Here is a 22,305-nt window from a genome sequence, read left to right on the forward strand (position 1 = left end):
GGGTGCGGCCACCCGTTGATCATCGGTGTGTGAAGACAAACGATCACGCGGTGGCCGCAGGTCACAGCGTAGACCCTGCCCGCTGGCAGGAGGCGTTCGAGGGCCTGATGAGCCGGATAGCGGGACGGTTCACACGGGTCGAACCCCGGTTCCGGGTCCGGAAGTTGGTGCTCGGACTGCTGTCGGACCTGCCGCGCAAGAACTGCTGGACCATCGCCGAATGGGCCGGGGAGAGGACCCCGGACGGCATGCAGCACCTGCTCGGCCGGGCCAAGTGGGACGCCGACCGGGTCCGCGACGATGTGTGTGGCTACGTGGTGGACCACCTGCACGACGACCAGGCGGTACTGGTGGTCGACGAGACCGGGGACGTGAAGAAGGGCACCGACACGGTCGGCGTCCAGCGCCAGTACACCGGTACCGCGGGCAGGATCGAAAATGCCCAGGTCGCCGTCTACCTGGTCTACGCTGGCCGGCGCGGGCACGCGGCAGTGGACCGGGAACTGTACGTCCCGCGTTCATGGACCTCCGACCCTGACCGCTGCCGGGATGCCGGACTCGACCAGGACACCGCCTTCGCTACCAAGCCGGAACTGGCCACTCGTATGGTTGCCCGGTTCCTGGACGCTGGCCACCAGGCCGGATGGGTCGCCGGCGACGAGGTCTACGGGGGCAACCCCAAGCTGCGAACCGCACTGGAGGAACGTGGCACCGGCTACGTCCTCGCGGTGGCCTGCTCGCACGAAGTCACCACCGGGGCGGGGAGGTTCCGTGCGGACACCCTGACCAAGAAGGTGCCCAAGCGGGCCTGGCAGAAGCTCTCCGCAGGGGCTAGCCGGACGGGCGAGGGCCTTCCCGGCGGCAGCAGAGCATGCTGCCCGTACGGTGCTGTCGGCCGATCAGGCGCGTAGCTGCTGTCCGGTACCTCTCGGGTCCGCGCCGCCGGGGGAGCGGCGGCGCCACACGCACCTGCGTGGACCGCGCTGTGCGCACGGCCCAGTCCTCCACCGCCTGTGCTCGCAGGGCACACCGCTGCGGACGTCGGCCGAAAGGCCGGTACGGCGGGTGTGGTGGTTGCGGGTTGCGGCGACTCCAGCCGCGGTGAAGGCGGCGGTCTGGCGACGAATCCCGCTGCGGTGAGCGTGCCTGGCAGCCGGCCGCGTGTAGAGAGGGCCGAGGTACTGGTGGAGAGCGCTGCGACGACGAACAGGGCGGCGGGCAACGCCCAGAGCACGGCGCGGGGCCCTGCCCCGGGCAGTTCTCAGTGTCATCGGCCTGCGTCTGGGCGGTTGTGAACCCCATCGATACCGTCTGACCATCAACGCACGCTGACGCGTTTTTCACGGCCTCTGGGCATATCAGATGGCTGCTCCGGAGGCGATTTCGTACCGATCACCGTAATGTCAGATACTGGTGCAGCTCCTTGTGCAAGGGACGACCAGCGGCCGCTCCGGCCGGGGCTTTAGTAACGGGCCAGGAGCGGCGTCGGGTTGACGGCCATGGTCGTCACCAACCCACCGGTGCGGGGTTGGTGACGACCATGGCCGTCAACCCGGATGCGGTACGGGGCAGGTGCAGGGGACCGCGCCGAGTCCAGTCGCCCCTGCGCGCCGCGCATGCGGGAAGGTCTCGTACGGCCGTGGCCGCCGCCGACGCGGTCCCGCCAGCCGCGCCGTGTGAGGACTGCAGGCAACGACCGGACGGTCGACTGTACGAAGCATGCGGTTACCGGCGCCGGGCCGATGCCCTGACGGTGGAGGCCGGGCTGGTTGCGGCAACGTGGTCGGCCGCCCTGGGCGACCAGGCGGGCGTCGCCGCCGTTGCCGCCGGCGTCCGAGCATCGTTGGAGGTTGGCATTGCGACCGCCCGGCGCGCCCGTCCTGGATGCCCCACAGGCGCCGCCACACGTACCAGCGAGGGATGGGTGCCGGGCTGCTCCCACGTCTCCGTCAGAGGGCCGACAGGGCGTTGTGGAGCGCGAGGCGGCGCGGAGTGCCAAGTCGGCCACCATCTGCCGGCGTCTTGGCAGAGAGAGGGGCCGCCGATGGGGCGCCTCTGGTAGTCCGCGCCGATCGGTAGCTTCCGGCTGGTCTGAGCAGCGCGGGCGGTGGCTCGGCTGAGGGGACTGTCCTTCAGTGCCGGGCCGGGCGGGGCGGGAAGGCGTACGTGAAGATCAGCCGGATGAACAGGCCCGTCTTCGGCCGGGGCGGGTTTCACCGGGTGTCCTCGGCTGCCGAGGCCTCTCTGTGTGCTACCGAGCCCTGAACCAGCGGCGTGAGCGGGAGAGCAGAACAGCCAAACACGAGGCCGGAGAAACGGGATCATCAGCTCATGGATCTCCAGGGAATCGGGTCTGTAGCCGCAGCGGCTATCGCCCTCATCGGCGTCTCCAGCACAATGGTCATGGGCCGATGGCAGCTTCGGGCGGGTCTCAGTGCAGCGGACGCGACCGCTCGTGCCGGACTAGCACAAGCAGACGCGAGCTACAGCGCCGCGCTCGACGCCGTGCGAGCACAAGGCCAAATAGAGCATGTCCAGTGGCGGCGCGGTATCCAACGGGAAGCCTATGCGTCCTTCTTGCAGGCAGTGCTCAGCCACCACGACTACGCCCTCAACCTGGAACCCTCGGCCGAGGAGGAGGAAACGCGCTTGCGTATCGCCGGGTTGAAGCCGTTGGCGGCAGACATGTCGCACAAGGGCTGGGTGGTGCGATTGGAGGGGCCTGAAGAAGTGGCATCGGCTGCGCGGGTATTGCAGACATCCGCCGAGGTGCTCGCGATCACGATGCAGAATCACGCACGTCGACGGAGTGCGATGGAGCAAGTTGCTGCGCGGACGAATACTCACAGACAGGATGCGAACCGCGCATGGGAGTTGATCACTATCGCGCAAGGCGCCTGGCACACGATCGGTACGCCTGAGGACAGCACCATCGAAGTCTTGCCAGAACTACGCCAGTTGTTCGCGCGCATGGGACTGACCGCGGCGTTGATCCCGACACTCTGCGGCCCAGCAGATGACGGCCCCGATCTGAACCTTCCCAGCTTCGACGAGGCGAGCAACGCGTTCCTTCTCGCGGCCCGCGCGGCTCTGCATCCGCGGTAGTCGTGGTCTGACTCGGGCGGGAGGCGCGGCCGGAACCGGGTCTTCGCGCCGAACGAGCTGCCCCCAGCCCAGACGTTGACGGTGTCCTCGCTCCGAGAATGCTGCGTCCAGACGGCCCGGCAGGCGAGCCCCGGCGTGCAGGGCGAACCTCAGCGACAGCAACTCTTCGGAGTACAGGCCGGCTGCGCGGGAGCGTGCGTGCCGTGGAGGAGTCGACTGAGATTGTTTTTGGCGGGAGCAGCAGCACTTGGCGCAGGTCCCGGTCCTGGTACCGGGCGCCCAGGTGGCGCACACGCCCGCGGTTCGGTAAGTGCTGCAGATGGTCGCCTGGTTGAACTGGTAACCGTTGTGAAGCGCTGGCGGTCACGCCCTGGGCGGCGCACTATGGAGATAGTGCTCTTACCCGCATGGACGCAGGAGAGTGACGGCCTTCTCGGCTCTCACGCCCATCCCAGGCGTGGTTGATGCCGATTCGAGTGCTCCATTACATAGACACTCAAATGGACGCATCACGGAACGAGAGACATCGTGGCTGAGCTCAAGCTTTCTCTGTTCTCGAATAACTTTCCGGAATTCTTCGTCATCGATCATACCGGGCTTGTCGACATCGCCAAGATTCAAACCGACGAGGACCGTCGTAACGCCACATTCCAGTGGACGGGTCCCAGCCTGAATTTTGGCGAAAAAGGAATGCTGGTACGAGCAGTTGCTCCGCCTGGCTTCTGTCTGCGCATCGCGACGTTCGACAATTTCCGCATACACAGCAAGTTCTTCACCGGGATCACGGACCCGCAGGTCAAAGCCGAGGTTATTGAAGAATCGACTTACGTTCTCGAACCGGCGGAAATCGACCCGAACCAGGCTTCATTTCGCTCCGTGAAGTTCCCGGATCGATTCATCCGGCACAAAAACTTCGAACTCTTCGCCGAGCCGGTGGTACCCCCTGGCGAGCTTCAGTCCGCATGCTTCAGGATTGCCCAGCCACTCCACCCGGACGCTTTCTAGACCTTTTCCTATGGGGTGAGTCGAGTGAGTCGCTTACAGCAGCAAAGGGCCGCGGCGAGGCCGAAAAGGTCAGATAGTTGCGGGTGGCGCAAGAACTCGTAGGCAAGGGGATACTCAGCCCTTACCAGCCGATCTGTATCCAAGTGCCCGAGTCGCCCATCTTCGGAGTCTTGCGCGCCAACACCGCTGGTGTGGCCCACGTGATCGAACAGCACAATCTGCGCAGCGTGATGGCCGTATTCAGGAGCGCCACACCTATGCGTTTACCGGCACGGCCAGCCGGCGATCCGTTGCCAGCGCATAAAGGACGCCCCCTGATCTCGACGCCATCGTCGAGGGCGGCCGTCGTTGTGACTAGTGTCAGGGTGCGTAGGAGGCAAGCAGCTCGTCGTACTGCTTGGCGGCGGTGTCCAGGTCGTTTTCGGAGAGGCCGAAGGCGGTGCCGTACAGCTTGACCATCGGCTGGATGTCGAACTGGCACAGCCGCAAGGTGGCGTGCCAGTTGCTGAGAAGCGTTTCGATGGTGGCCTGGTTTGGGCCTTCGGGGGGTGTAGTGGTCGGCGGGGACGCCTGGATCGCCCACGCGTCACCGATGACGCCGCCGCCTCCAGGGAGGGCGGACTGACGCCGCTGCCCCATCGGACCCGAAGTGTCATTGCGGTCATTTCCTTCCGAAAGGCTCCGGGCATTGACCCCACGGCCTCCTCGCGTTCTGGAGGTCCGCCTGACCGGGACCTCCACAAGAGGCCGCCGACCTTGCAGCCCAGCTGCCCGAACCGTTGCCCGAGCCCTTCATCGGCGACGGGCAGCGGCAGGTGGAGCGTTAGGGGCTGTCTGCCATCGCATCGCTGAGAGCATCGGCGGCCATCCCCGCACGGGAGAGTGGGACGCCAGCGCGGAGCTGACCCCCCTGGCCGATGCCGTCTTCCGGGGAGCTGAACCAGCTCATGAGCCAGATGCCAGCCGACTACACGGTCCTCTTCGGCAAGGTCGACATCAGAGGGCTGACCTGGCGGACGGAGGAGCGTGGACGTGTTCCCGGCTGGCTCAAGGCGAGCATCGCCTGTCCCACAGTTGGGGCCATGGCGCGACTGGATGATGTGGGCGGCAGCGGTCTCGTGGCGTCTTGGCGCGCTGCTTGTATCGGCGCACCAGGAGCAGGTGGCTGGCCTGGTCGCGCGAAGACCGGGCCGGCCACCCCGTGCGATCAGACGCCGCTCCCGACTCCTTCCCCGGGCGGGGGCGACGAGCTACATCGCTGCAGGCTGGGGCACCTGACACCCCTGCCTCCCGGCAGGCAGGGCAGGGGGCATCGTGGTTGTGTTTAGCGGTTGTAGTTGTGGAGGGCTTGGGCCATGGGTGACGTGCCGTCCGTGACGTAGGCACGGATCGAGGCCAGGTACGCGTCCCGGTCGATGAGTCCGTCGCCGTCGGCGTCGAGTGCGTCGAACGCGGCCTCGGCGCTGTCGATCGGGTTGCCGAGAGCTTCACGCAGCCGCGTGAACTCCGCCCGGCTCAGGGTTCCGTCCGCGTCGATGTCGGCGAGGTCGAACAGTGAGCCCAGCGCATGCCGGCAGACCTCATCGAATGCCTCTGCACCGGCCCATGCCGCGTATTCCTCGAAGCTCACCTTCCCGTCGCCGTTCGCGTCCATCGACGCGTACACCTCTTCATGAGTCGCACGGGCGACGGAGACAAGAGGATCGTCGACGTCGCGTCCTGCCACGGCGGCCGCGCGCTCGGGGCGGGTGAGGTACTCCTGGCGGGAGATGACTCCGTCACCGTCCACGTCCAGCATGGAGAAAATCTGCCTCTTGGCGGCGATGGCGTCCAAAACGATCCCTTCGTGAAACTTGGCTTCCGGTCGATACGTGAAGCCCTGCCACATGCAGCTGCACGCCTGTCATTGGGCTCTTCTGCTGGGCTCACGGCGCGGGGTCGAAGTGGACCTCGGTTGTCGGGCACTGTTCGGCGAGGCCGATCAGCTCGGCCTGTTCCTGCGGGTCGGCGGTCAGGTCCCAGCGGAGCTTGGTTGCGGTCCATTCCGCCGCGTACTGGCAGTGGACGTCGCCGGCCGGTGGCATCCAGGTGGCGGGGTCTTGGTCGGACTTGCTGCGGTTGGACCTGGCGGTGACGCCGACCAGCGAGGTAGAGGCGCCCAGGTCGTTGGCGTACGCCTCGCGGCGCTGCGCGGTCCAGGCTGAGGCGCCGGAATCCCAGGACTCGGCGAGGGGAACCATGTGGTCGATGTCGAGCCCGGAGGGACCGGACACGGTCGTGGCGTCGTAGTAGGAGAACCAGGTGCCGCCGGTCAGCTTGCACCCAGGGCCGACGGTCGGCGGCTCGACTGCTTCTGCGATCAGTACCTCATTGCGGGTGTTGCATCCGTCGGTGGGGTTCTGGCCGGTGTTCCAGTGGCGGAACTTGTCGCGCGTGTACCCCTCGCGTACTTCGTCCGCGACATCGAGCTGGTGGACCGCGACGCTGAGCGGGAGCGTCTCGAGGGCGTGCGCCGGGGAAGAGGCGGTGACGGGCAGGAGGGTGAGCGCGGCAGCCGTAGCGGCGCGCAGCAGGTTCTTGATCACGAACGTATGGATAGCGTGTTACGGCCCGCCGGTTGCCCGGGACGCCGTGCTGCTCACCCGCCAGGGTGGTGAGATTCACCGCAGAAACGATGCCCCCGGGCCGATGTCTGCGGCGAGCAGACCTCGGAGCGGCGCGCAGGCGTCAGCTTGTGATCGAGGAGCGGGCGTCCGGCTGCGCCGACTGCGGCTTGCGGCCGACGGTCTTCTTCGCCGGGCTCTTGGCCGTCTCCTGGGGCAGGCTTCTTCACCGTGCGCTGAGGGATGTCGTGCACGGTCGCGTCCTCGCCGTGGCTTTCGCCACGGGATTCGCGGGCAAGTTCCACGGACTGGCGTAGCGCCGCCATCAGGTCCACGACCGGCGCCGCGGCCGGTCACTCCATGCCAGAGGATGGGTGCCGTTGGCCTTCTCGGCGAGCAAGTTCTGCAGGGCCTCGCGGTAGCGGGTGATGTCGTCAGGCCATGGCTTCCATGAGGTCGATGGCCGCGTCAACCTCCGCATCGTCGACCTCCACCTCGGTGGTCTTGAAGGGGGTGGGTGAGCGGATGTCGTCGGGCCAGCGCATGGAGTGGAAACAATCGACTTGCCCGTGTGGGGTCGCGACCTGTCCGTCGGCGGCGAGGTAGTGGCTGTCGCCGATGCGTAGTGGGTCGATGCTGTCGGTCGGCATGAACGCGACCACGTCGATCGCCTTCGCCGTGGGCAACGGCGTCTTGTCAAGATCTTCATCGGTGATCTCGACGATGGTGTCCTTCGTGACCTCGTAGCCCCGGTCGGTCTTGCTTTGGTCGAGCACCTGGCCGTCGAGCTTGCGCACCTTCTGGTAGCGCGATCCTCGAGATGCACAACGTTCGGGGCAACCGATCGCCCCTACTCGGTTGGTTGAGGCCCGCCGGTCCCATCTGCGCAAAGCTAACCGACGAGCGGTGGGAGGCGGCCCAGGTGACCGACTGGGGCACCCGGAAGGCAGCCGCGACCACGTCAGCGAGGAACAACTCGCCCGCACTGCTCAGGACTTGAGTGAAGACGAACAGCCCGAGCGGCCCTGCTCCCGCTGCGGAGGCGAACTCCTGCTGCACTGGCACGGCCCGCTGATGACCGGTATCTGCATGAAACTCTGCCCGGATGGCCTCGGTTGGTTCGGCTGCCCACCGCCGAGCCACCGTGATCCCCCAGAGAAGCGGCCGCTGAACCACTACCGCGATCAGGTGCCGGATGGCCCGCGGGTTGGGACCCGGGCAAGTACCTGAACGGCCAGCTCCTGTGGGGTCAGTTCGCCGTCCAGGAACACCGTGTCGTTGGGCAGGGTGTCGGCCGCTGCCATGCACGGTTCGATCCTGTTCGTGCGCCAGCGCCGGACCCGCTCGTCCTGTGCAGGGTCATTCGGGGTGAAGCTCTGTCCGTCGATCCGCTTCTCCAGGACCTCTCGGGGGACCTTGAGGAAGAAGTGGTGAACGTCGATGCCTGCGGCCTTCAGCGCGCCGAGGATCTCACCGAGATACCGGGGATTGACCAAGGTCATGGGGATCAGGACCGGGCGGCGGTACTCCTCGACCAGCCCCACAGACAGGTCGGAGACCTGCCGCCGCCACAGCCGAAGATCCTGGAAGTCGCCGGTCGGCACTTCCACGGTCTCTCGCAGCGCGTTGTCGACGAAGCAGGCACACGCACCCACACCTACGCCCACAACCCCACTGGCCGCGCCTGCACCGCTACGAGTTCATCCCCCTGGACGGCGAGCCCGCTCACCCCAGCACGACGACCACAGCCAACGCGCCCACGAGTGAGTCGATCCGGTCCAGCAGCCCTCCGGCGCCTGCCAGCCACTGGCCCGAGTCCTTGGCCCCGGCGCCGCGCTTGACGAGGGACTCCAGCAAGTCGCCCGCCGGCCCGCCCACGGCCACCGCGGCCACGGCCGGCCAGCTCCACGCCGAGAGCAGCGCGAGTGCGGCAAGGCCCGCCGCCGCGCCACACAGCGTCCCGCTCCACCGCTTGGCCGGGGACAGCCGCGACAACCGGGGCCCGCCCAGCCGCCGGCCGGCGAAGTACGCCACCACGTCGGCGATCGACACCGCGGCGAAGAGTGCCAGCCCAAGCGCACCCAGCGGCGCCAACGTGGCCAGCACGCCCAGCCACACCAAGCCGAGCAGACCGGTGCCGAGCCGTCGCAGGCCGTCCTGGGCGTCACTGTCCGCCAGCGAAAAGGCAACCAGTGCGAGGGCTCCAACGGCGCCCACCCGCCAGACGTGCTCCGGCGCCAACGTGGCGGCGCCGATCAATCCTGTCACGGCCGCGGCGAGTACCGCCCGGTCGGTGCGAGGCAGCCGGGTCAGCGTGCCGAACTCCAGCACCGCGACGACCGCGACGACTACGGCGAGCAGGGCGATCCCGGGGCGTCCCCACCAGAATGCGGCGGTCACCACCGGCACGCCCACCGCCCATGCACACCACCGGACAATCAACTCCCGCCGCTGCGACGCCCCCACCGCCACACCGCTCACCAGCAGTGCGCCACCCAACCACGGTGCCAGCGTGGCCACCGAGGTCACTGTGCCGCCCTGACGGCCGGCAACACAAAGGAGCTCGCGCGCAGTTCACCGAGAGCGGCGCGGTAGGCGGTCACGATGCGCGCGTTCTCGCCGGTGTCGCGGACCGCGACGCGCACGGTCCGGCCCTCGTACGACGACGACAGCGGCGACAGGTCCCGCAGGTACACATCGTGGCGCCGGCACTCTGCGACCAAAGATGCGGCGCTCGGCCCGCCCGGCGGCAGCGTGAGTGTCAGGAAGTTGGCCACCGACTCCTCGACTGTGACCGACGCGTCCGCTGCGGCCAGGTCAGCGGCCAGCTGGCGGCGCAGCTCGTGCGTGCGCCGCAGCACGCTGGTGTAGTACGCAGGGTCGCGCAGGGCCGCCACCGCCGCGAGCTGGGCCGGCAGACCGACCGCCCACGGCGGGGTCCATCGGCGCAGCTCCGCCGCCGTACCCGGCTCGGCCACCAGGTATGCAGCCCGCACGCCGGAGAGGGCGTACGTCTTGGACATCGAGGTGCAGACCACCACGCGTGGGTCCCGTGCGGCGAACGGGGCGAGAGACTCGACGGGATCGACGTAGCCGAGGTATGCCTCGTCGATCCACCAGCGGGTCCGGGGCGGGGCGGCGGTGATTACCGCGCGCAACTCGGCGGCCGGTGCGTGGCAGCCGGTCGGGTTGTTCGGGTTGACGACAACCACGAGGTCGTACGCCCCGTCGGCGACGACCGCCGACAACCTGGCTGGATCGATGCGCCAACCCTCCTCGCGCCGCAGCTGAAACCGGTCCACGGAGCAGCCGATCACTCGCTCTGCAACATGGGCGTACTCGCCGTACCCGGGGTCCATCAGCAGGACCCGGCTCGTCGATGTCAGCCACCGGCCGAAGGCACGGAAGATTAGGTCGGAGGAGCCGGCGCCGACCGCGAGTGTCTGTGGGGGCAGGCTGCGGACCGCGGCGAGCTCCGCGAGCAAGCCCTCGGCACCGGTCGGTGGTGAGGTGCGGGAGACCCACCCGGCCTCTTCGGTGAGCATTGCCCGCGCTCCGGGAGCCGGCGGGAACCAGGCGTCGAGGACGTCGGCCGCGACCACTTCGTGACGCCGTTCGAGCGTGCGGAAGTCCGCGCCGATCGCGGTGAACGAGGCCCCACCGTGCTCACAGCCGTCGGGCCGGGGCGCGAACGGTGCGTCCAGTTGCCAGTCGACGCCGGCTGCCAACCGGGTCAGGGTTGCCGCATGCCGCCCCGCTGCACCCCGCGTCAGAGCCGCGACCTCCCCGGTGAGCACCTCGAAGTCGACCAGACCGCTGCGGACGGTACGGCCGACGGGACGCAGACCCGCCGCCCGGTACATGCCGACCAGGTCGGCGCGGCCCATCGCCACCACCCGCCGCCCGCCCCGGGACGCGATCCAGCGCAGCGCCGCGTACATCAACAGCGCGCCTGCCGTGCCGGTCCGCTCGTCGGGTTCGACGGTGAGCAGCCGCACCTCGAAGACGTCGCTTTCGTCGAGGAGCGGAAGCTCGGCCCGGGTCAGGTACTTGTCCAGCCCGTACCGGCCCGCCCACGGAGGCGTCACGCTCACGAACCCGACCCGGTCCGCACACCGCGCGGCGACCAGGTAGACGTTGTCGCCGTCCAACCCGTCGACCAGCCGCCCCTCGGCATTGGGCAGGTGTTGGCCCAGCTCCTCCGCGTAGACGCGGTGCCGCAATGCATGAATCCAGGACTGGTCGCCGGTGGTGGCGGAACGCAGGCTGAGGAGACGGCTCATCGGAACCTCTTCGTACGGGGACAAGGCGGTCCAGTGTGGCCGCGACCGGCTCGCGGGCAGCAGGGGCAGACAGCTCGGGCTGTTTGAGTACGCGTACTCAGGCGGTTCCGGTCGTCGATGTCCAGGCTGCTGTGCTCCCGTGTCCTGTGGCCCCGACCGTCGCGATCATTGCATCGAGCTGCCGGCTGTCTCAGGCTCCCCCTGCCAGGGCCGTTCTGCGCCGTACCGGCGGTGCTGTCTCGCCATAGCGGGCGGGCGGTCGCGAACGACCTCCATCGGTGAGCGGGCCCTCCGGCGCGGCAGGTTACGGTAGCGGTGCTGTACCCGGTCACCGGCCACAGCAACTTCGTACGCGTCGCCCCGAACCTGGCCTCCACGCCCGTAAATTGGCTGGTGCGGCTGAGAATGCCCCCTCCGCCCTGGTTGCTTGTGCGTCAGCATGGCCCGCACCCAGTAGGCGACGAGCAGGGGACATCATGGGCAAGCACGAGAAGCCCCAGCCGGACCCAGGCCAGGGCACGCCGCCACCGGGCGGCGCCGACGTCCAGGTGCCGACGCCACTGCCGTCCAACGGGCAGCACAAGAAGGACGAGTAGCCGTGTCTCAACGCGCCGAGCAGCGCCGACGTTCTCGGTGCTGACATGGAGCAGCGCGGCGCGTGGCCGGCGCGAGCGCCATGGGTCCGCCAGGCCGCCGGCGACCTGCCCCGCGAGGCCTTCGCGCCGAACCCGGTTTGGTACTGGGACGGGCACGCCTACGTGCCGGTCGACCGCAGCGCCAACTCCAGCCGATGGGCCGCCCTGGTCTACCCGGACCCGGACGACGCCACGCCTCTCTTACGGCCAAGCGCGTGCGCTGCTGGACGAGCACACGGCCGTGCGCGGTCCGGGGACCGGCTGGGACCTGCACGAGTTCCGCCATTCCGCCTTGACCCACCTCGGTGAGCAGGGCGCCTCCCTGCTGATGCTGATGGCAAAGTCAAGGCATAAGAAGCCGGAGAATGTCCGCCGCTACTTCAAGCCGTCCCCCGAGGCGATCTCGGAGCTGACCAGTCTGCTCGCCCCCGGCGACAGCTGCCGTTGAATGTGCGGTGCTGCTGTGGCCGGTGCGTGTCCGCGTCCGTGTCGCCACCCGCTCTGATGATGGCGGGTCGTGGGTGGGCCTGGGGCAGATGCTATTATTCGCGAGTTGGCCTTCGGCGCCCCGGGTTGGGTGCGCGCGGAGGCTTTTTTCATGCCTTCTGACGCATCTGCCTCCCGAACACCTCCCACCACGTACCGTGACCTGCTCCGCAACCGTGAATTCGTCGGCTTGTACGCCAGCTTCACACTGACGGTCGCCGCGAGCACTTTGTCGGGCTTCGCGCTCGGCACGCTGGTCAGCCAGCAGACCAAGTCCCCGTTCCTGACCGCTGTGAGCATGTACGGCGCCACGTTCGCGACGGTACTCGGTGCGCTGACGCTGATGTCGGTCGCGGACGGAGGCCGTCCTCGCCGGACTCTCGTCGTGCTCCAGTGTGTCTCGCTCGTAGGTGTTGCCGCACAGGCGGTTCCAGGGCTTCCGCTCGCCGCCCGGTTCGGTCTGCTTCTTGTACTGGGGTTCTTCCAGTCCCTGGGAACGGGGGCGCGGATGGGGCTGCTCGCCGAGGTGGTGCCAACCTCCACCTATGCACTAGCACGTTCGCTGATGAACATCACCTCGGGAGGCATGGTCATCCTCGGCTACGCCATCGGCGCCGTCCTTGTGCGGTACCTGAGCTCGCAAGAGGTCTTCGCCGTCGCGACAGCCCTGACCGGCGTTGGATTGATCATTGTGGCGGTGACTGTCCGGGAACACTCGATCCGTCTGACCCGTCGCCCTGGACTGCGCCAGACCTGGACGACGAACATCGAGCTTTTCTCCCACTCCGGCCAACGCGCGCTGCTGCTGAACCTGTGGGTCCCCAATGGCCTGATCGTCGGCTGCGAGGCCCTGTTCATCTCCTACGCCCCCAATCACGCCGGCGTCTTCCTGGCCGCCGGATCGGCAGGCATGCTCCTCGGTGACCTTACGGTCGGGCGACTGCTCACCGCCGAGCAGCGACGCCGCTGTGCATTCGCCCTGCGACTGCTGCTCGCCGTCCCCTACCTGCTGTTCGCCATCCACCCGCCCGTGCTAGTGGCGACAGCCGCGGTGTTCATCGCCAGTGCCGGCTTCGCCGCCACCCTGCCGCTCCAGGAGCGACTTCTGGAGTTGACCCCTGATCCGGTCCGTGGCCAGGTCCAGGGAGTTGAGTCCGCCGGCCGGATGACGTGGCAGAGTATCGGAGCCGCGATCGCTGGCGGCATTGCCCAGCAGTTCACTGCTGGCACGGCCATCACTTCTGTGGCCGCCGTCTCCATCGCCATCACTGTCTTATCCCGGCCCTTGGTGGTCCGCGCCCGAGCCGTCCGCATCAAGGCGGCCAACACATAGCCAGCCCGAGGTCATAGTCGATCCCACGAGTTCCCCACCACAGGTCGAGTGGCGGGCGCATCCGGCCGCGCCCGCCGCGTTTCGCTACTCGTCGGCAGCATCCGGGGCACGGAGGGGCCGCATTCCGCCGGGCAGGTCAGGGAGCTGGAAGGAGTACCGGCCCAACACGTTGATGTGGTGGCGGACGAATGGCGAGAGACGGGCGACGTCCTCGTCGCGGACCTCGAAGCCGTCGGCGCGGAGCTGGGTGAGGGCGGCGTCCATGTAACGGGTGTTGAACAGGACGAGGGCGTTGAGGACCAGGCCGAGCGCGCCGATCTGGTCCTCCATGCCGTCCTGGTAGCGCTGGTAGAGCTGCCAGCGCACCGAGGTCTGGTACACCACCGCGACCGATCCACAAACCGGCAGCGGCCTGTGGCTGCACCATGAACTCATCACGCCGACGGACGGCTCTGCGGCCTATGCTCACGGATGGGCGGCGCACTTTCCCACCGACGGTCCCGTCGAGCACATCCGCTTTGGTCCCGAACCCTGGCAACCCGCAGTCGACGGCTTCGCGATGGAGAAGGTGTCCGCCCGCCCGGGCCAGCTGACCGGAAGCGCAGGCCCGTTCGCCTGGGACCTGACCGAAACGCTCCAGGGCGCACCCATTTTCACCTTCCCCCGCTGGTCCTGGCGGCACCCTCTGCTCCCGGCCACTCAGATGCTCCCGGCCGCCCGAGCCCACTACGACGGCACCTTCAGCCACCCCGCCGGCACCCTTACCCTTCGCCAGGCACCGGGCGCATCCGCACGGATCTACGGTCACGGCAACGCCCACCGCTGGGGCTGGCTCCACGCCGACCTCGGAGGCGGCGACGCCCTCGAAATCGTGGCCGCAGTCTCCATCCGGGCGGGCTTGCGCGCCCTGCTCCCACTGGTGTTTCTACGCCTGCGCCGCCACGGCCGGACCTGGCCCCGCCGCGCCGAGCGCACCGCCATCGGCTGGGCGGGCGTGGGACGGTTTCGCACCGACCTCACCACTCCCACATGGAGTGTGACCGGCAGATCAGGACTGCGCCGCATCCGGGTCAAGGTCACCCTGCCCGCCGACCGAACCCTCGCACTCGACTACGTCGACCCCGACGGCTCTCCCGCCGTGTGCCGAAACAGCGAACGTGCCGACGCCGAGATACGCCTGGAACGCTGGTGGGGACGGTGGCGGCCGGAAGCGAGCTGGAACCTGGACGGCACCGCGCACGTCGAGGTGGGAGACAGGTGACAGCACCTGGACTGGTCGCCGCCCTCCTTGCCGCCGACCCCACACAGCCCGGCCAAGAGTGGACCATCCACGTCCCCGAACGTCTGGTCGCGGTGCTTGCCACCATGCCGGTCCCCGCCCGGGCCGGAGTCCGCGTGGCAGCAGCCGCAGTAGATGGCTACGCACTCGCTCCCACCGGACGTACCCTCGCCACCCTCACGCCCCGAGAGCGCGAGTACGTCGTGACCTGCCTCGCCGGACACCGTCGCCTGGCACCCCTGCTCGAACTGCTGAAGGTACCCGTCCTCCTGGCCGCCGGCACCGAACGCATGTTTCACCAGCCTCCCTCCACACCGCCGATAGCCCCGCCCGACCCACCCCTCAACTGCGTCCCCGCCGAAGAGTGGCCCACCCGCAGCACCGCCTCTACCGACACGGCGGCGCCACCGCCGCCCTCGGCGGGCCCCCGCTGCTTCTGCCCACCGGCCGCGCTGTTGGCGGCACCACCATCGTGAACTCCGGCACGTGCTACAGAACCCCCACCCCAGTACTGCGACGCTGGAGCTCCGAGTTCGGCTGGAACACCAACGGCTTCGACACTCTCCTCGACGAGGTCGAACGCACCCTGCAGGTGGCCACCCAGCCCCGAGACGTCCTGGGCAACAACGGGCTGCTCGCCCTGGACGGCGCGAAGCATCTCGGTTGGAGAGCCGCCCCACTGCGGCGCAATGCGCCAGGCTGCAAGGGCTCCTGCCAGTGCGTTGTCGGCTGCCCCACCGGCGCCAAACAGAGCGTACAACTTTCCGTCCTGCCCGACGCCTGCGCCGCCGGAGCACGCATCGTCACGGGCGCCCGTGTTCTGCGGATCCTGAGCGACCCAGACCGCCCGGGAGGTCCGGCAGCCGTTGGTGTCCACGTACGGCGCGCGGACGGAAGCGAACTGGAAATACTCAGCCCCCTCATCGTGGTAGCGGCCGGCGCCCTGCAGTCCCCGCCCCTGTTGCGCCGCTCCGGACTGGGCAGCCACCCACGCCTGGGACAAGATCTGAGCGTCCACCCCGCCACCAGCGTCGCAGGACGGTTTCCACACAAGGTCACCGCCTGGGAGGGAGTGCTCCAAAGCGTCGGCATCGAGGAATTGCACGCAGAGGGTGTCCTGCTGGAAGCCACCGCCACCCCGCCGGGCATGAGCAGCTTCATCCTGCCCGGCCTCGGACGAGAACTCAGGGCGGGCATGGACGGTGCCGGGCACCTGGCCACCCTCGGAGCAATGATCGCCGACCACCCTTCAGGCAGAGTGCTAGGCCGCGACCGCACCCTCATCCGATACGACCTCCACCCTCACGACGCCACTCGACTGGTCACAGCCGTACGCGCCATGACCCGCGTCCTGTTCGCGGCCGGTGCCCAGGAGGTCCTCACCGGCATTGCGCGAGCCCCACGACTGCAATCGCCCCAGCAACTGGACTCCATGCTCGACCACGTCACCGCCCGTGACCTCCACTTGTCCGCTTTCCACCCCACTGGCACGGTCGCGGCAGGGCGAGACCCGCAGCGGTTCCCGGCCGACGAGCGGGGACAACTCCAGGGCGTTCACGGCGTACACATCGCGGACGGGTCGGTACTTCCCAGCTGCCCCGAGGTGAACCCCCAGTTGACCATCATGGCCGCAGCCCTGGCGGTCTCGAGGGCCATTGTCCAGTGAGACGGTCAACGCCCCGCCTCTAATAGATGCGCCAGCGCCCGGGCACTGACTGCCCGGGCGCATGCGTGTGACACAACATCCCTGATCCACAGGTCCTCAGCACCGCGATGGCAAGGCGAGGCAGGCCGCGTGCGCGACAAACCCTTGGCTGCTGCGCCCGCTTGAGGGGCCGAAGCCCCCAAGGAACGACGAGAGCACCGTTCAGCCCAGTCAGCGGCCAACCGGTGAAGCTCTGCTAACACCTTCCCGGCGGCGGACGAAGCATATTCCCGCGACGAGAGGGCTCCTTACCTTGTTGGCGAATTGATTCCGGTCCTTCGTACGATCGGGAGACCCGGGGGCCTGGGCGTGGCTTTATAGCGCTCATGCCGTGTTGTGGCTCGGCCATCGCCGGGGCGAGCATAGGCGCAGAACAGTGCCCCTTCCTTAATGCATGCTGCACAAGACAGGGTCGCATGCAGCGAATTTGGGCTCATCGAGTGAGTGAGCGGCACGGCAGCCCCGGTCCGGTGTCTCTGGCGTCCATCCTGGCGCTATCCGCGGATTGCGTCCTGGTTCGTGGCGGACCGCGTCAACGCACACAGAAGGAGATTGCTGTGCTTGCTTCCCTTAAAACCCAAGTCGCGCTGACCGTCGGAAGTCTGGCCTTGGGGCTGCTCGGCGCGGCCACCCAGGCAACAGCGGCCGACCAGACCCCCACCGCCGCTCCCACGGCGCATCAGACAAGTGGGGCGACGGCATACACCAAGTACGGCAGGGTCACCGCAAACACCGGAGTATGGATCCGTAGCAGGCCGACCACCCACTCCACCGTGCTGGGCAGCTTCCGCTCAGGAGCCAAGATCCCCTTGGCCTGCAAGGCGTACGGCCAAAAGATCGACGGCGTCCGCATCTGGTACAAGCTGGGCCACGGTAGCGGGTGGGTTACCGGCCGCTACGTCAAGAACCTGAACCCCATCGCCTGGTGCCGCTGACCTTCCGCGAGGGTTAGGGGTCGCTGATCAAAAGCTCGGCGCTTCTCAGCGCCGTGAAAGGCCGCCACCGCGGCTTGGTCGCCTGCGTCACCACCGGCACATCGGGCGAAGGAACCCTTGCCGCACTACCTGTCCGGTTCAACGCCCTGCGCTGGCTCGGCCTCGCCGGAAGAACAGCATCGACGAAGCGCACGCCTACGAGGCATACGGCCACGCCCATGCGCCTGCTCCAATGGCTCGGCGACATCGGCACCCCAGTTGTCCTGCTCTCCGTGCCCCTGCCGGGCCCCATCGCCCGGCGCCTCGTCGACGACAGGCGTGGCGATACGCAGGCAACGAGACCTCGTCCTCCCCGCTGACGGGGGCCTTCCGAGTATCTGCCCGTTGGTGTGGCGCAGCGCGCCGTCTTCCCCGCTTGGCGTGGAGGCGCCCAGATCGCTGGGATACGGCCGCTGTTCGCTTCCTTAGTCGGGTCCGCCAGCGAGCCGCCCTCCGGGAGACGGGCTTCGAATACGTCATCGACAGCGGCGATGTGTCGAAGTGGCCCGCCCCGCGCTTCGAGATGAAGCCGTTGGGCTTGCCCATCGGCCAGGAGCTGGCGACGCCCCAGGAGGCCACCCAGTCATGCATCTCGTCCCAGCCCTCGCGGGGGGTGTCGGGGAGGCGTTCGTACGTCTTGCCGTCGACCCGGCACCAGGGGAAGAAGGGCGCCACGACCTGGATCACGACCGAGCCGGTCCGGTTAGTCCGAGCGCCCCGAACCTTGTCCGCCAAGGACTTCGAGCATCTTTGGCCGGGATAGTCATATTTGTTGCGGGGTCCGAGGTTGTGACACGCCACGGCCTCCTCGCGTTCCGAAAGTCCCCATGACCCGGACCTTCGCTAGCCATAATCGGCCCATTACGACCGGTATTCCCCGGGGCTCGTACAGGCACCGGGTAAGAGCAGGCTGAAAGGGGACAGTGATGAGGTACGACGCGTTGTTGGCCCGGGTCCGCGGGCTGGGTGAGTACAGCGGCCGGGCGGGCGGTGGGCTGGCCGGGTTCGGCTCCGGTGTCAGGGCCGGGTTCGCACGGAGGTACTGGAGCGCGGCTCCGTGAGCCTTGCTGCGGGGCGCCCGGTGGTGGCGGATCCCCTGACGACGACGGCCCCGCGCAGCGGCTTGATCGTGCAACCTGGTCAGGGCCGTACGCTCCGTGCAGCCGCTCAGCACGTGACTTTCAAAGTGACCGGCGGGCAGTCGCGTTTCGCATCGAGTTTCGAGGTGCTTGTTCCCCCGGGTTTCGATGTTGGCGCGCACGTCCACGCGCGCAGCGAGGAGCTGTTCTACGTCCTGGACGGCGAACTCGACGTCCTGGCCTTCGAACCACGGGTGCGCAGCACGGACGGCTGGCGGGGATGGCAGTCGATGAAGGGTGAGCGGGTGGTCCGTGCCACGCCCGGCACCGTCATCCTGGTCCCGCCCGGCTGCCCGCACGCCTTCGCCAACCCCACCGGCGTCCCGGCCCGGATGTTTTTCCAGTCGTCCCCGCCCCCGGACCACGAGCGCTACTTCGAGGACCTCCTGGAGATCCTGTCCGCCGACGGGCCTGCGGACCACAACTCCATCGCCGAGCTGCGCCGCCGCTACGACATCGAGCAGCTCACACCGCTGCGCCACGACCAGCCGGCCAGGAGCCAGTAATGAAGGACGTAACCGCGCCGTTGTACGAGGTGTCGGACTTGGCTGCCCTCGAGTTCGACCCCTTCCTTCGCGAAGCATTGCAGGGCGAACCAGTCGTCCGGATCCGGCTGCCGCACGGAGCGCCCGGCGGCTGCTGGCTGGCGACACGGCATGACGCCGTCCGGTTCGTCACCTCCGATCCCCGGTTTAGCCGCGACATCGTCGGACGGCCGCTGCCCAGCATGAACAGATATCTCATCCCGCTGGACCGTGCGGTCAGCTTCGTCGACCCGCCCGACCACACCCGCGTCCGCTCCGTGGTCTCCTTGGCGTTCAACCGCTCCGGCGTGGCCGCCCTGCGCCCCCGCGCCCAAGCCGTACTCGATCAACTCCTCGACTCCATGGTCGCAGTCGGACCGCCCGCTGACCTCGTCCAGCACGTGACCTCCCCCTTCCCGATGCATGTCATCGGAGCCGTGCTGGGTGTGCCGGAAGCCGACCAGCCGCGTTTGCGTACATGGGCGGACGCCGTCCTGACCCGGGCGAAGGACGAAACACAGGTCGAACGCGCACAGCAGGCCAAAGAGGAAGCTCGCGCCTTCTTCCTCGAACTGGCCCGCGAGCGCCGGCTCCAGCCGCAGGACGACCTCATCAGCGAACTGGTAGCCGCTGTCGAAAGCGGCAAGATCGAGGAAGAGGAACTCCTCGCCCTGGCCACGCTGATGGCGCTCAACGGCTGGCACGCGGTGCGCAACCACACCTCCAACATGGTCTACTGCCTGCTCACCGACGACAGCCTGAAGGGCCGGCTGCGCTCGGACCCACACGCCGTACCGGCCGCCGTGGAAGAACTGCTGCGCTGGATTCCCCACAAGCACGGCGTGGGACAAGCCCGCATCGCCACCGAGGACGTTGAGGTGGGAGGCGTCCTGGTCCGCCGCGGCGAGGCCGTCTACGTCTCATACGTGGCAGCCAACTGGGACGAACGGTGCTACCCAGAACCGCACCGGATCGACATCGACCGCGATGGCCCGCCCCACCTGGCTTTCGGCCACGGTCCCCACCATTGCGTGGCACCACTGCTGGCCCGTATGGAAGGCGAACTGCTGCTGACCGCCCTCCTCACCCGCCTCCCCGACCTGCGGCTGGCCACTGCCCCTAAAACCGTTCCCTGGCAGAAAGACGTACTCATCCGAGGACCGGTGGCACTACCGGTCACCTGGTAGAACACCAAGTGCACCGGCCGGCACCGGCTTGCCGCGGCAATCGGCCGCCCTGGTGGCTTCTGCGTCCTGGTCTGTTTGCGCCTCACCGGTAACCAGTAGCGTTCGGCGCCCGCCCCGCAGCCACTGCTGAAGCACAGGGTCGCCGTGGGATACCAACGTCACCTCCTCGCTGAAGGGCCCGTGTGAAGGGGCGGTGGGTGGTGGTCGGGGTGAAGCCGGGCTTCCCGCAGATGCGCGCGTCGCTGCTGGAGGCGCTGGGGCTGCCGCACAGGTCTTGGTCTCACCGTGCGGGTCCGGGCCGTCCGGGCTCTGGTGGGAGGCTTGCGACCGTCGGGGGTGCTGTGCCCGGGACGACGGTCTGCTCGTCCAGTGCGGTGAAGATGTCTCGACGAGACGCTCGACCATCCGCGGCGCCTTGGGACGCATCAAGGTCACGAGCCGCCGGCGTCCTTGCGGAGCTGTGCCGGTGAACCGAACTGGTGAGGAGCTTGAGCACGGCCGGGTGTTGCACTCGCGGGCCCAGCACCAGTTCCGAGACGGGTGGATCTGCGTCAGCAGGCCCCGCAGCCGGTTGCTGATCCTCGTCGCTTCACAGGCCAGATCACATGCCGCAGGGTTCGATCATCCAGTCGGGCAGACGGACTGGCGTGCAAGATTTCAACGTCAAAGCCGCGGCTGGGTATGCGCCTGGAGAGAGGCTTCTATCCACTGACCAGCATGGATACGTCAGCGGTCACGAACTACAGCTGCCGTGTCAGACCCTCCTCTTAATCTTGCGCGCATGGGAGTCTCGATAACAGTGGGGTTGTTGCACGGCCTGGCCCGCAACGACCCCGAGGGATGGGCTCATCACCTGAGCGCCTTCGCCCTGCTCAACCGGGGCCGGGCAGGGCATCGCCTGGCGCGAACCGGGCACGGGTCCCGCTGGCGATTTCCTCTACGCCGGAGGCTTCCCCTACGGCTACCTGGGCCACCTGCGCCGTGCGTTCGTCCTGCGGCTGCGCGGGGAAGCTGTCACCCCGGCTCACGCCGCAGACGCCGAGCAGTACGCCCGGGACCAGGAGAAGGTCCAAGACGAGCTGGCCATGTTTTCGTCCCACCTGCTCTGCCATGCCGACAACGGGGGTTACTACGTGCCGGTTGACATGGGTGAGCCGCTGTTCCTGCCGGAAGAGGAGGAAGTGCTGGGGTACGGAATGCTCGGGTCCAGCCAGCGCTTGCGGTCTGAGCTGGTTTGGCTGGCACCGGGGATCGACATCCATCCAGACGGGGACGAACGGCTTTCCCGTGCGGAGCAGGCCAAACTGGTGGATATACCGCCTACCGACCCGCTCGAGCCCGAGAAGTTCGCCTGGGCCCAACTCCATGCAGCATGCCAGTCGAGCATCGCCAGCGGCCATGCCATCGTCTTCGGCTGAGGGCGCGGTCGGGGGTGAGGCATGACGTACGACTCACAGCCCAAACCCAACGGGTTGACCTCGGGCCTCCCGGCCCTGGGGGCGTGTCCAGAGGCCGGGAGGGAAGCTCTTCAACTGGCGACGTGTTCTTCGGCTCGGCCCGGGTGCTCGAGAGGCGGTAGGAGGTCGTGCCGGTCTCGATGATCGTGCCGCTGAATGTGAGACGGACGACGATGGCCGTGGAGAGGCGAGCATCAGTGAAGGTCTTGGTCCGAACCGGCCCCACCCGGTGGCCAAGCCGCTCTTCGCCAAGGGCGGGGGCGTCTTCATCCTGCGGAGCACCTTCCCCGACGCGCCCATCCCCCGGTCTCCCTCACGAACGCCACTGCCACCGTCCGGGGCAACATCGCGCAGGTCCAGAACTACACGTCCCGGGTCGCTCCCGGTCTCGCCATCCGCACGTGCCACGAGATCTGCATCCAGGACCTCAAGGCCCGCATGGAATGGACGGAAACCAACAACACCCCCCTGATCAAGGCCAGTACGCTGCGGTGGCCCTGACACCGAGGGGCGTGCTGCCGGAGGAGGAACGTTGCACGTCGCCCTGTTCGTCACCTGCGTCAACGACGCTGTTCCCGTCCGTCGCGAGC

Annotated in this window: 19 protein-coding genes and 5 pseudogenes; 13 read left to right on the top strand and 11 right to left on the bottom strand. The window is 68.0% G+C overall.

Going from position 1 to position 22,305, the window contains the following annotated elements; translation table 11 throughout:
- Nucleotides 1–107 precede the first annotated feature (107 nt).
- The 3 genes and pseudogenes from AS594_RS38500 to AS594_RS38510 form a co-directional block, all read left to right on the top strand.
- Nucleotides 108–845: pseudogene (locus AS594_RS38500) on the top strand (IS701 family transposase); the annotation flags it as partial.
- 1,486 nt (nucleotides 846–2,331) lie between these two features.
- Nucleotides 2,332–3,105 (top strand): hypothetical protein, encoded by a 774-nt coding sequence (locus AS594_RS38505; protein WP_069934141.1) that lies wholly within the window; start codon nucleotides 2,332–2,334, stop codon nucleotides 3,103–3,105.
- A gap of 528 nt (nucleotides 3,106–3,633) precedes the next feature.
- Complete coding sequence (locus tag AS594_RS38510) at nucleotides 3,634–4,110, top strand: fascin domain-containing protein (protein ID WP_069931230.1); 477 nt, start codon at nucleotides 3,634–3,636, stop codon at nucleotides 4,108–4,110.
- A gap of 360 nt (nucleotides 4,111–4,470) precedes the next feature.
- Here AS594_RS38510 and AS594_RS38515 read toward each other — a convergent pair whose 3' ends face one another.
- The 3 genes from AS594_RS38515 to AS594_RS38525 form a co-directional block, all read right to left on the bottom strand.
- On the bottom strand, nucleotides 4,471–4,749 hold the full coding sequence (locus tag AS594_RS38515) for a hypothetical protein (RefSeq protein WP_240509371.1): 279 nt from the start codon (nucleotides 4,747–4,749) through the stop codon (nucleotides 4,471–4,473).
- Nucleotides 4,750–5,434: 685 nt separating this feature from the next.
- On the bottom strand, nucleotides 5,435–5,998 hold the full coding sequence (locus AS594_RS38520; RefSeq protein WP_338120230.1) for an EF-hand domain-containing protein: 564 nt from the start codon (nucleotides 5,996–5,998) through the stop codon (nucleotides 5,435–5,437).
- Nucleotides 5,999–6,035: 37 nt separating this feature from the next.
- A complete protein-coding gene (locus tag AS594_RS38525; protein ID WP_069931231.1) occupies nucleotides 6,036–6,695 on the bottom strand; it encodes an HNH endonuclease family protein in 660 nt (219 codons plus the stop codon).
- 149 nt (nucleotides 6,696–6,844) lie between these two features.
- On the opposite strand from AS594_RS38525, the gene AS594_RS38530 reads away from it, so the two are divergent.
- Nucleotides 6,845–7,030 (top strand): hypothetical protein, encoded by a 186-nt coding sequence (locus AS594_RS38530; protein ID WP_069931232.1) that lies wholly within the window; start codon nucleotides 6,845–6,847, stop codon nucleotides 7,028–7,030.
- Nucleotides 7,031–7,147: 117 nt separating this feature from the next.
- Here AS594_RS38530 and AS594_RS38535 read toward each other — a convergent pair whose 3' ends face one another.
- From AS594_RS38535 to AS594_RS38550, 4 genes are all read right to left on the bottom strand, one after another.
- A complete protein-coding gene (locus AS594_RS38535; protein WP_079148916.1) occupies nucleotides 7,148–7,699 on the bottom strand; it encodes a Ku protein in 552 nt (183 codons plus the stop codon).
- A gap of 198 nt (nucleotides 7,700–7,897) precedes the next feature.
- Entirely contained in the window at nucleotides 7,898–8,380 is a 483-nt protein-coding gene (locus AS594_RS38540; protein WP_240509372.1) for a TmrB-like protein, read from the bottom strand.
- Nucleotides 8,381–8,438: 58 nt separating this feature from the next.
- Nucleotides 8,439–9,242 carry a phosphatidate cytidylyltransferase gene (locus tag AS594_RS38545; RefSeq protein WP_176741138.1) on the bottom strand — a complete coding sequence of 268 codons (804 nt, stop codon included), beginning with the start codon at nucleotides 9,240–9,242 and terminating at the stop codon, nucleotides 8,439–8,441.
- Nucleotides 9,239–10,996, bottom strand: coding sequence for a histidinol-phosphate aminotransferase family protein (locus AS594_RS38550; RefSeq protein WP_069931234.1), 1,758 nt, complete (start codon nucleotides 10,994–10,996; stop codon nucleotides 9,239–9,241). Before AS594_RS38550 ends, AS594_RS38545 begins: the two co-directional genes overlap by 4 nt.
- An 828-nt stretch (nucleotides 10,997–11,824) precedes the next feature.
- On the opposite strand from AS594_RS38550, the pseudogene AS594_RS45205 reads away from it, so the two are divergent.
- Together AS594_RS45205 and AS594_RS38560 are read left to right on the top strand one after the other, a co-directional pair.
- Nucleotides 11,825–12,079: pseudogene (locus AS594_RS45205) on the top strand (site-specific integrase); the annotation flags it as partial.
- A gap of 150 nt (nucleotides 12,080–12,229) precedes the next feature.
- Nucleotides 12,230–13,450 (top strand): MFS transporter, encoded by a 1,221-nt coding sequence (locus AS594_RS38560; RefSeq protein WP_069931416.1) that lies wholly within the window; start codon nucleotides 12,230–12,232, stop codon nucleotides 13,448–13,450.
- An 84-nt stretch (nucleotides 13,451–13,534) separates the two neighbouring features.
- Here the strand turns inward: AS594_RS38560 and AS594_RS38565 are convergent.
- A pseudogene (locus AS594_RS38565) lies at nucleotides 13,535–13,813 on the bottom strand (Tn3 family transposase); the annotation flags it as partial.
- A gap of 196 nt (nucleotides 13,814–14,009) precedes the next feature.
- Here AS594_RS38565 and AS594_RS47005 point away from each other — a divergent pair.
- The 6 genes from AS594_RS47005 (at nucleotide 14,010) to AS594_RS38595 (ending at nucleotide 20,258) form a co-directional block, all read left to right on the top strand.
- Nucleotides 14,010–14,711 (top strand): hypothetical protein, encoded by a 702-nt coding sequence (locus AS594_RS47005; protein WP_240509374.1) that lies wholly within the window; start codon nucleotides 14,010–14,012, stop codon nucleotides 14,709–14,711.
- Nucleotides 14,708–15,205 (top strand): hypothetical protein, encoded by a 498-nt coding sequence (locus AS594_RS47010; protein ID WP_240509375.1) that lies wholly within the window; start codon nucleotides 14,708–14,710, stop codon nucleotides 15,203–15,205. Before AS594_RS47005 ends, AS594_RS47010 begins: the two co-directional genes overlap by 4 nt.
- Complete coding sequence (locus AS594_RS38575) at nucleotides 15,094–16,395, top strand: GMC family oxidoreductase (protein ID WP_240509376.1); 1,302 nt, start codon at nucleotides 15,094–15,096, stop codon at nucleotides 16,393–16,395. The genes AS594_RS47010 and AS594_RS38575 overlap by 112 nt, the downstream gene beginning before the upstream one ends.
- A gap of 596 nt (nucleotides 16,396–16,991) precedes the next feature.
- Nucleotides 16,992–17,369 (top strand): SH3 domain-containing protein, encoded by a 378-nt coding sequence (locus AS594_RS44205; protein WP_069931236.1) that lies wholly within the window; start codon nucleotides 16,992–16,994, stop codon nucleotides 17,367–17,369.
- A gap of 1,135 nt (nucleotides 17,370–18,504) precedes the next feature.
- Nucleotides 18,505–19,053 (top strand): cupin domain-containing protein, encoded by a 549-nt coding sequence (locus AS594_RS38590; RefSeq protein ID WP_069931417.1) that lies wholly within the window; start codon nucleotides 18,505–18,507, stop codon nucleotides 19,051–19,053.
- Entirely contained in the window at nucleotides 19,053–20,258 is a 1,206-nt protein-coding gene (locus AS594_RS38595) for a cytochrome P450 (RefSeq protein WP_069931238.1), read from the top strand. Before AS594_RS38590 ends, AS594_RS38595 begins: the two co-directional genes overlap by 1 nt.
- A gap of 340 nt (nucleotides 20,259–20,598) precedes the next feature.
- Here the strand turns inward: AS594_RS38595 and AS594_RS42280 are convergent.
- Together AS594_RS42280 and AS594_RS44210 are read right to left on the bottom strand one after the other, a co-directional pair.
- A pseudogene (locus AS594_RS42280) lies at nucleotides 20,599–20,861 on the bottom strand (IS110 family transposase); the annotation flags it as partial.
- Between the two features lie 269 nt (nucleotides 20,862–21,130).
- Nucleotides 21,131–21,370: a hypothetical protein gene (locus AS594_RS44210; protein WP_141746944.1), complete on the bottom strand. Its 240-nt coding sequence runs from the start codon at nucleotides 21,368–21,370 to the stop codon at nucleotides 21,131–21,133.
- Between AS594_RS44210 and AS594_RS45210 the strand changes: the two genes are divergently transcribed.
- Nucleotides 21,344–21,676, top strand: a complete 333-nt coding sequence (locus AS594_RS45210; protein ID WP_069936126.1) for a hypothetical protein — start codon at nucleotides 21,344–21,346, stop codon at nucleotides 21,674–21,676. The two genes, AS594_RS44210 and AS594_RS45210, sit on opposite strands and share 27 nt — an antisense overlap.
- Before the next feature lie 136 nt (nucleotides 21,677–21,812).
- On the opposite strand, the pseudogene AS594_RS43625 reads toward AS594_RS45210, so the two are convergent.
- Nucleotides 21,813–21,926 (bottom strand): annotated as a pseudogene (locus tag AS594_RS43625) (IS21-like element helper ATPase IstB); the annotation flags it as partial.
- Nucleotides 21,927–22,305 lie beyond the last annotated feature (379 nt).

It is taken from the genome of Streptomyces agglomeratus, from assembly GCF_001746415.1.
GTDB lineage: Bacteria > Actinomycetota > Actinomycetes > Streptomycetales > Streptomycetaceae > Streptomyces > Streptomyces agglomeratus.

What these genes read in the sequence shown, in the direction of transcription:
- AS594_RS38505 (WP_069934141.1), top strand. Translation starts at nt 2,332, where the DNA reads ATGGATCTCCAGGGAATCGGGTCTGTAGCCGCAGCGGCTATCGCCCTC.
- AS594_RS38515 (WP_240509371.1), bottom strand. Translation starts at nt 4,749, where the DNA reads ATGGGGCAGCGGCGTCAGTCCGCCCTCCCTGGAGGCGGCGGCGTCATC.
- AS594_RS38520 (WP_338120230.1), bottom strand. Translation starts at nt 5,998, where the DNA reads ATGTGGCAGGGCTTCACGTATCGACCGGAAGCCAAGTTTCACGAAGGG.
- AS594_RS38550 (WP_069931234.1), bottom strand. Translation starts at nt 10,996, where the DNA reads ATGAGCCGTCTCCTCAGCCTGCGTTCCGCCACCACCGGCGACCAGTCC.
- AS594_RS38560 (WP_069931416.1), top strand. Translation starts at nt 12,230, where the DNA reads ATGCCTTCTGACGCATCTGCCTCCCGAACACCTCCCACCACGTACCGT.
- AS594_RS47005 (WP_240509374.1), top strand. Translation starts at nt 14,010, where the DNA reads ATGGAGAAGGTGTCCGCCCGCCCGGGCCAGCTGACCGGAAGCGCAGGC.
- AS594_RS38595 (WP_069931238.1), top strand. Translation starts at nt 19,053, where the DNA reads ATGAAGGACGTAACCGCGCCGTTGTACGAGGTGTCGGACTTGGCTGCC.
- AS594_RS45210 (WP_069936126.1), top strand. Translation starts at nt 21,344, where the DNA reads ATGTTTTCGTCCCACCTGCTCTGCCATGCCGACAACGGGGGTTACTAC.
- AS594_RS44210 (WP_141746944.1), bottom strand. Translation starts at nt 21,370, where the DNA reads ATGGCAGAGCAGGTGGGACGAAAACATGGCCAGCTCGTCTTGGACCTT.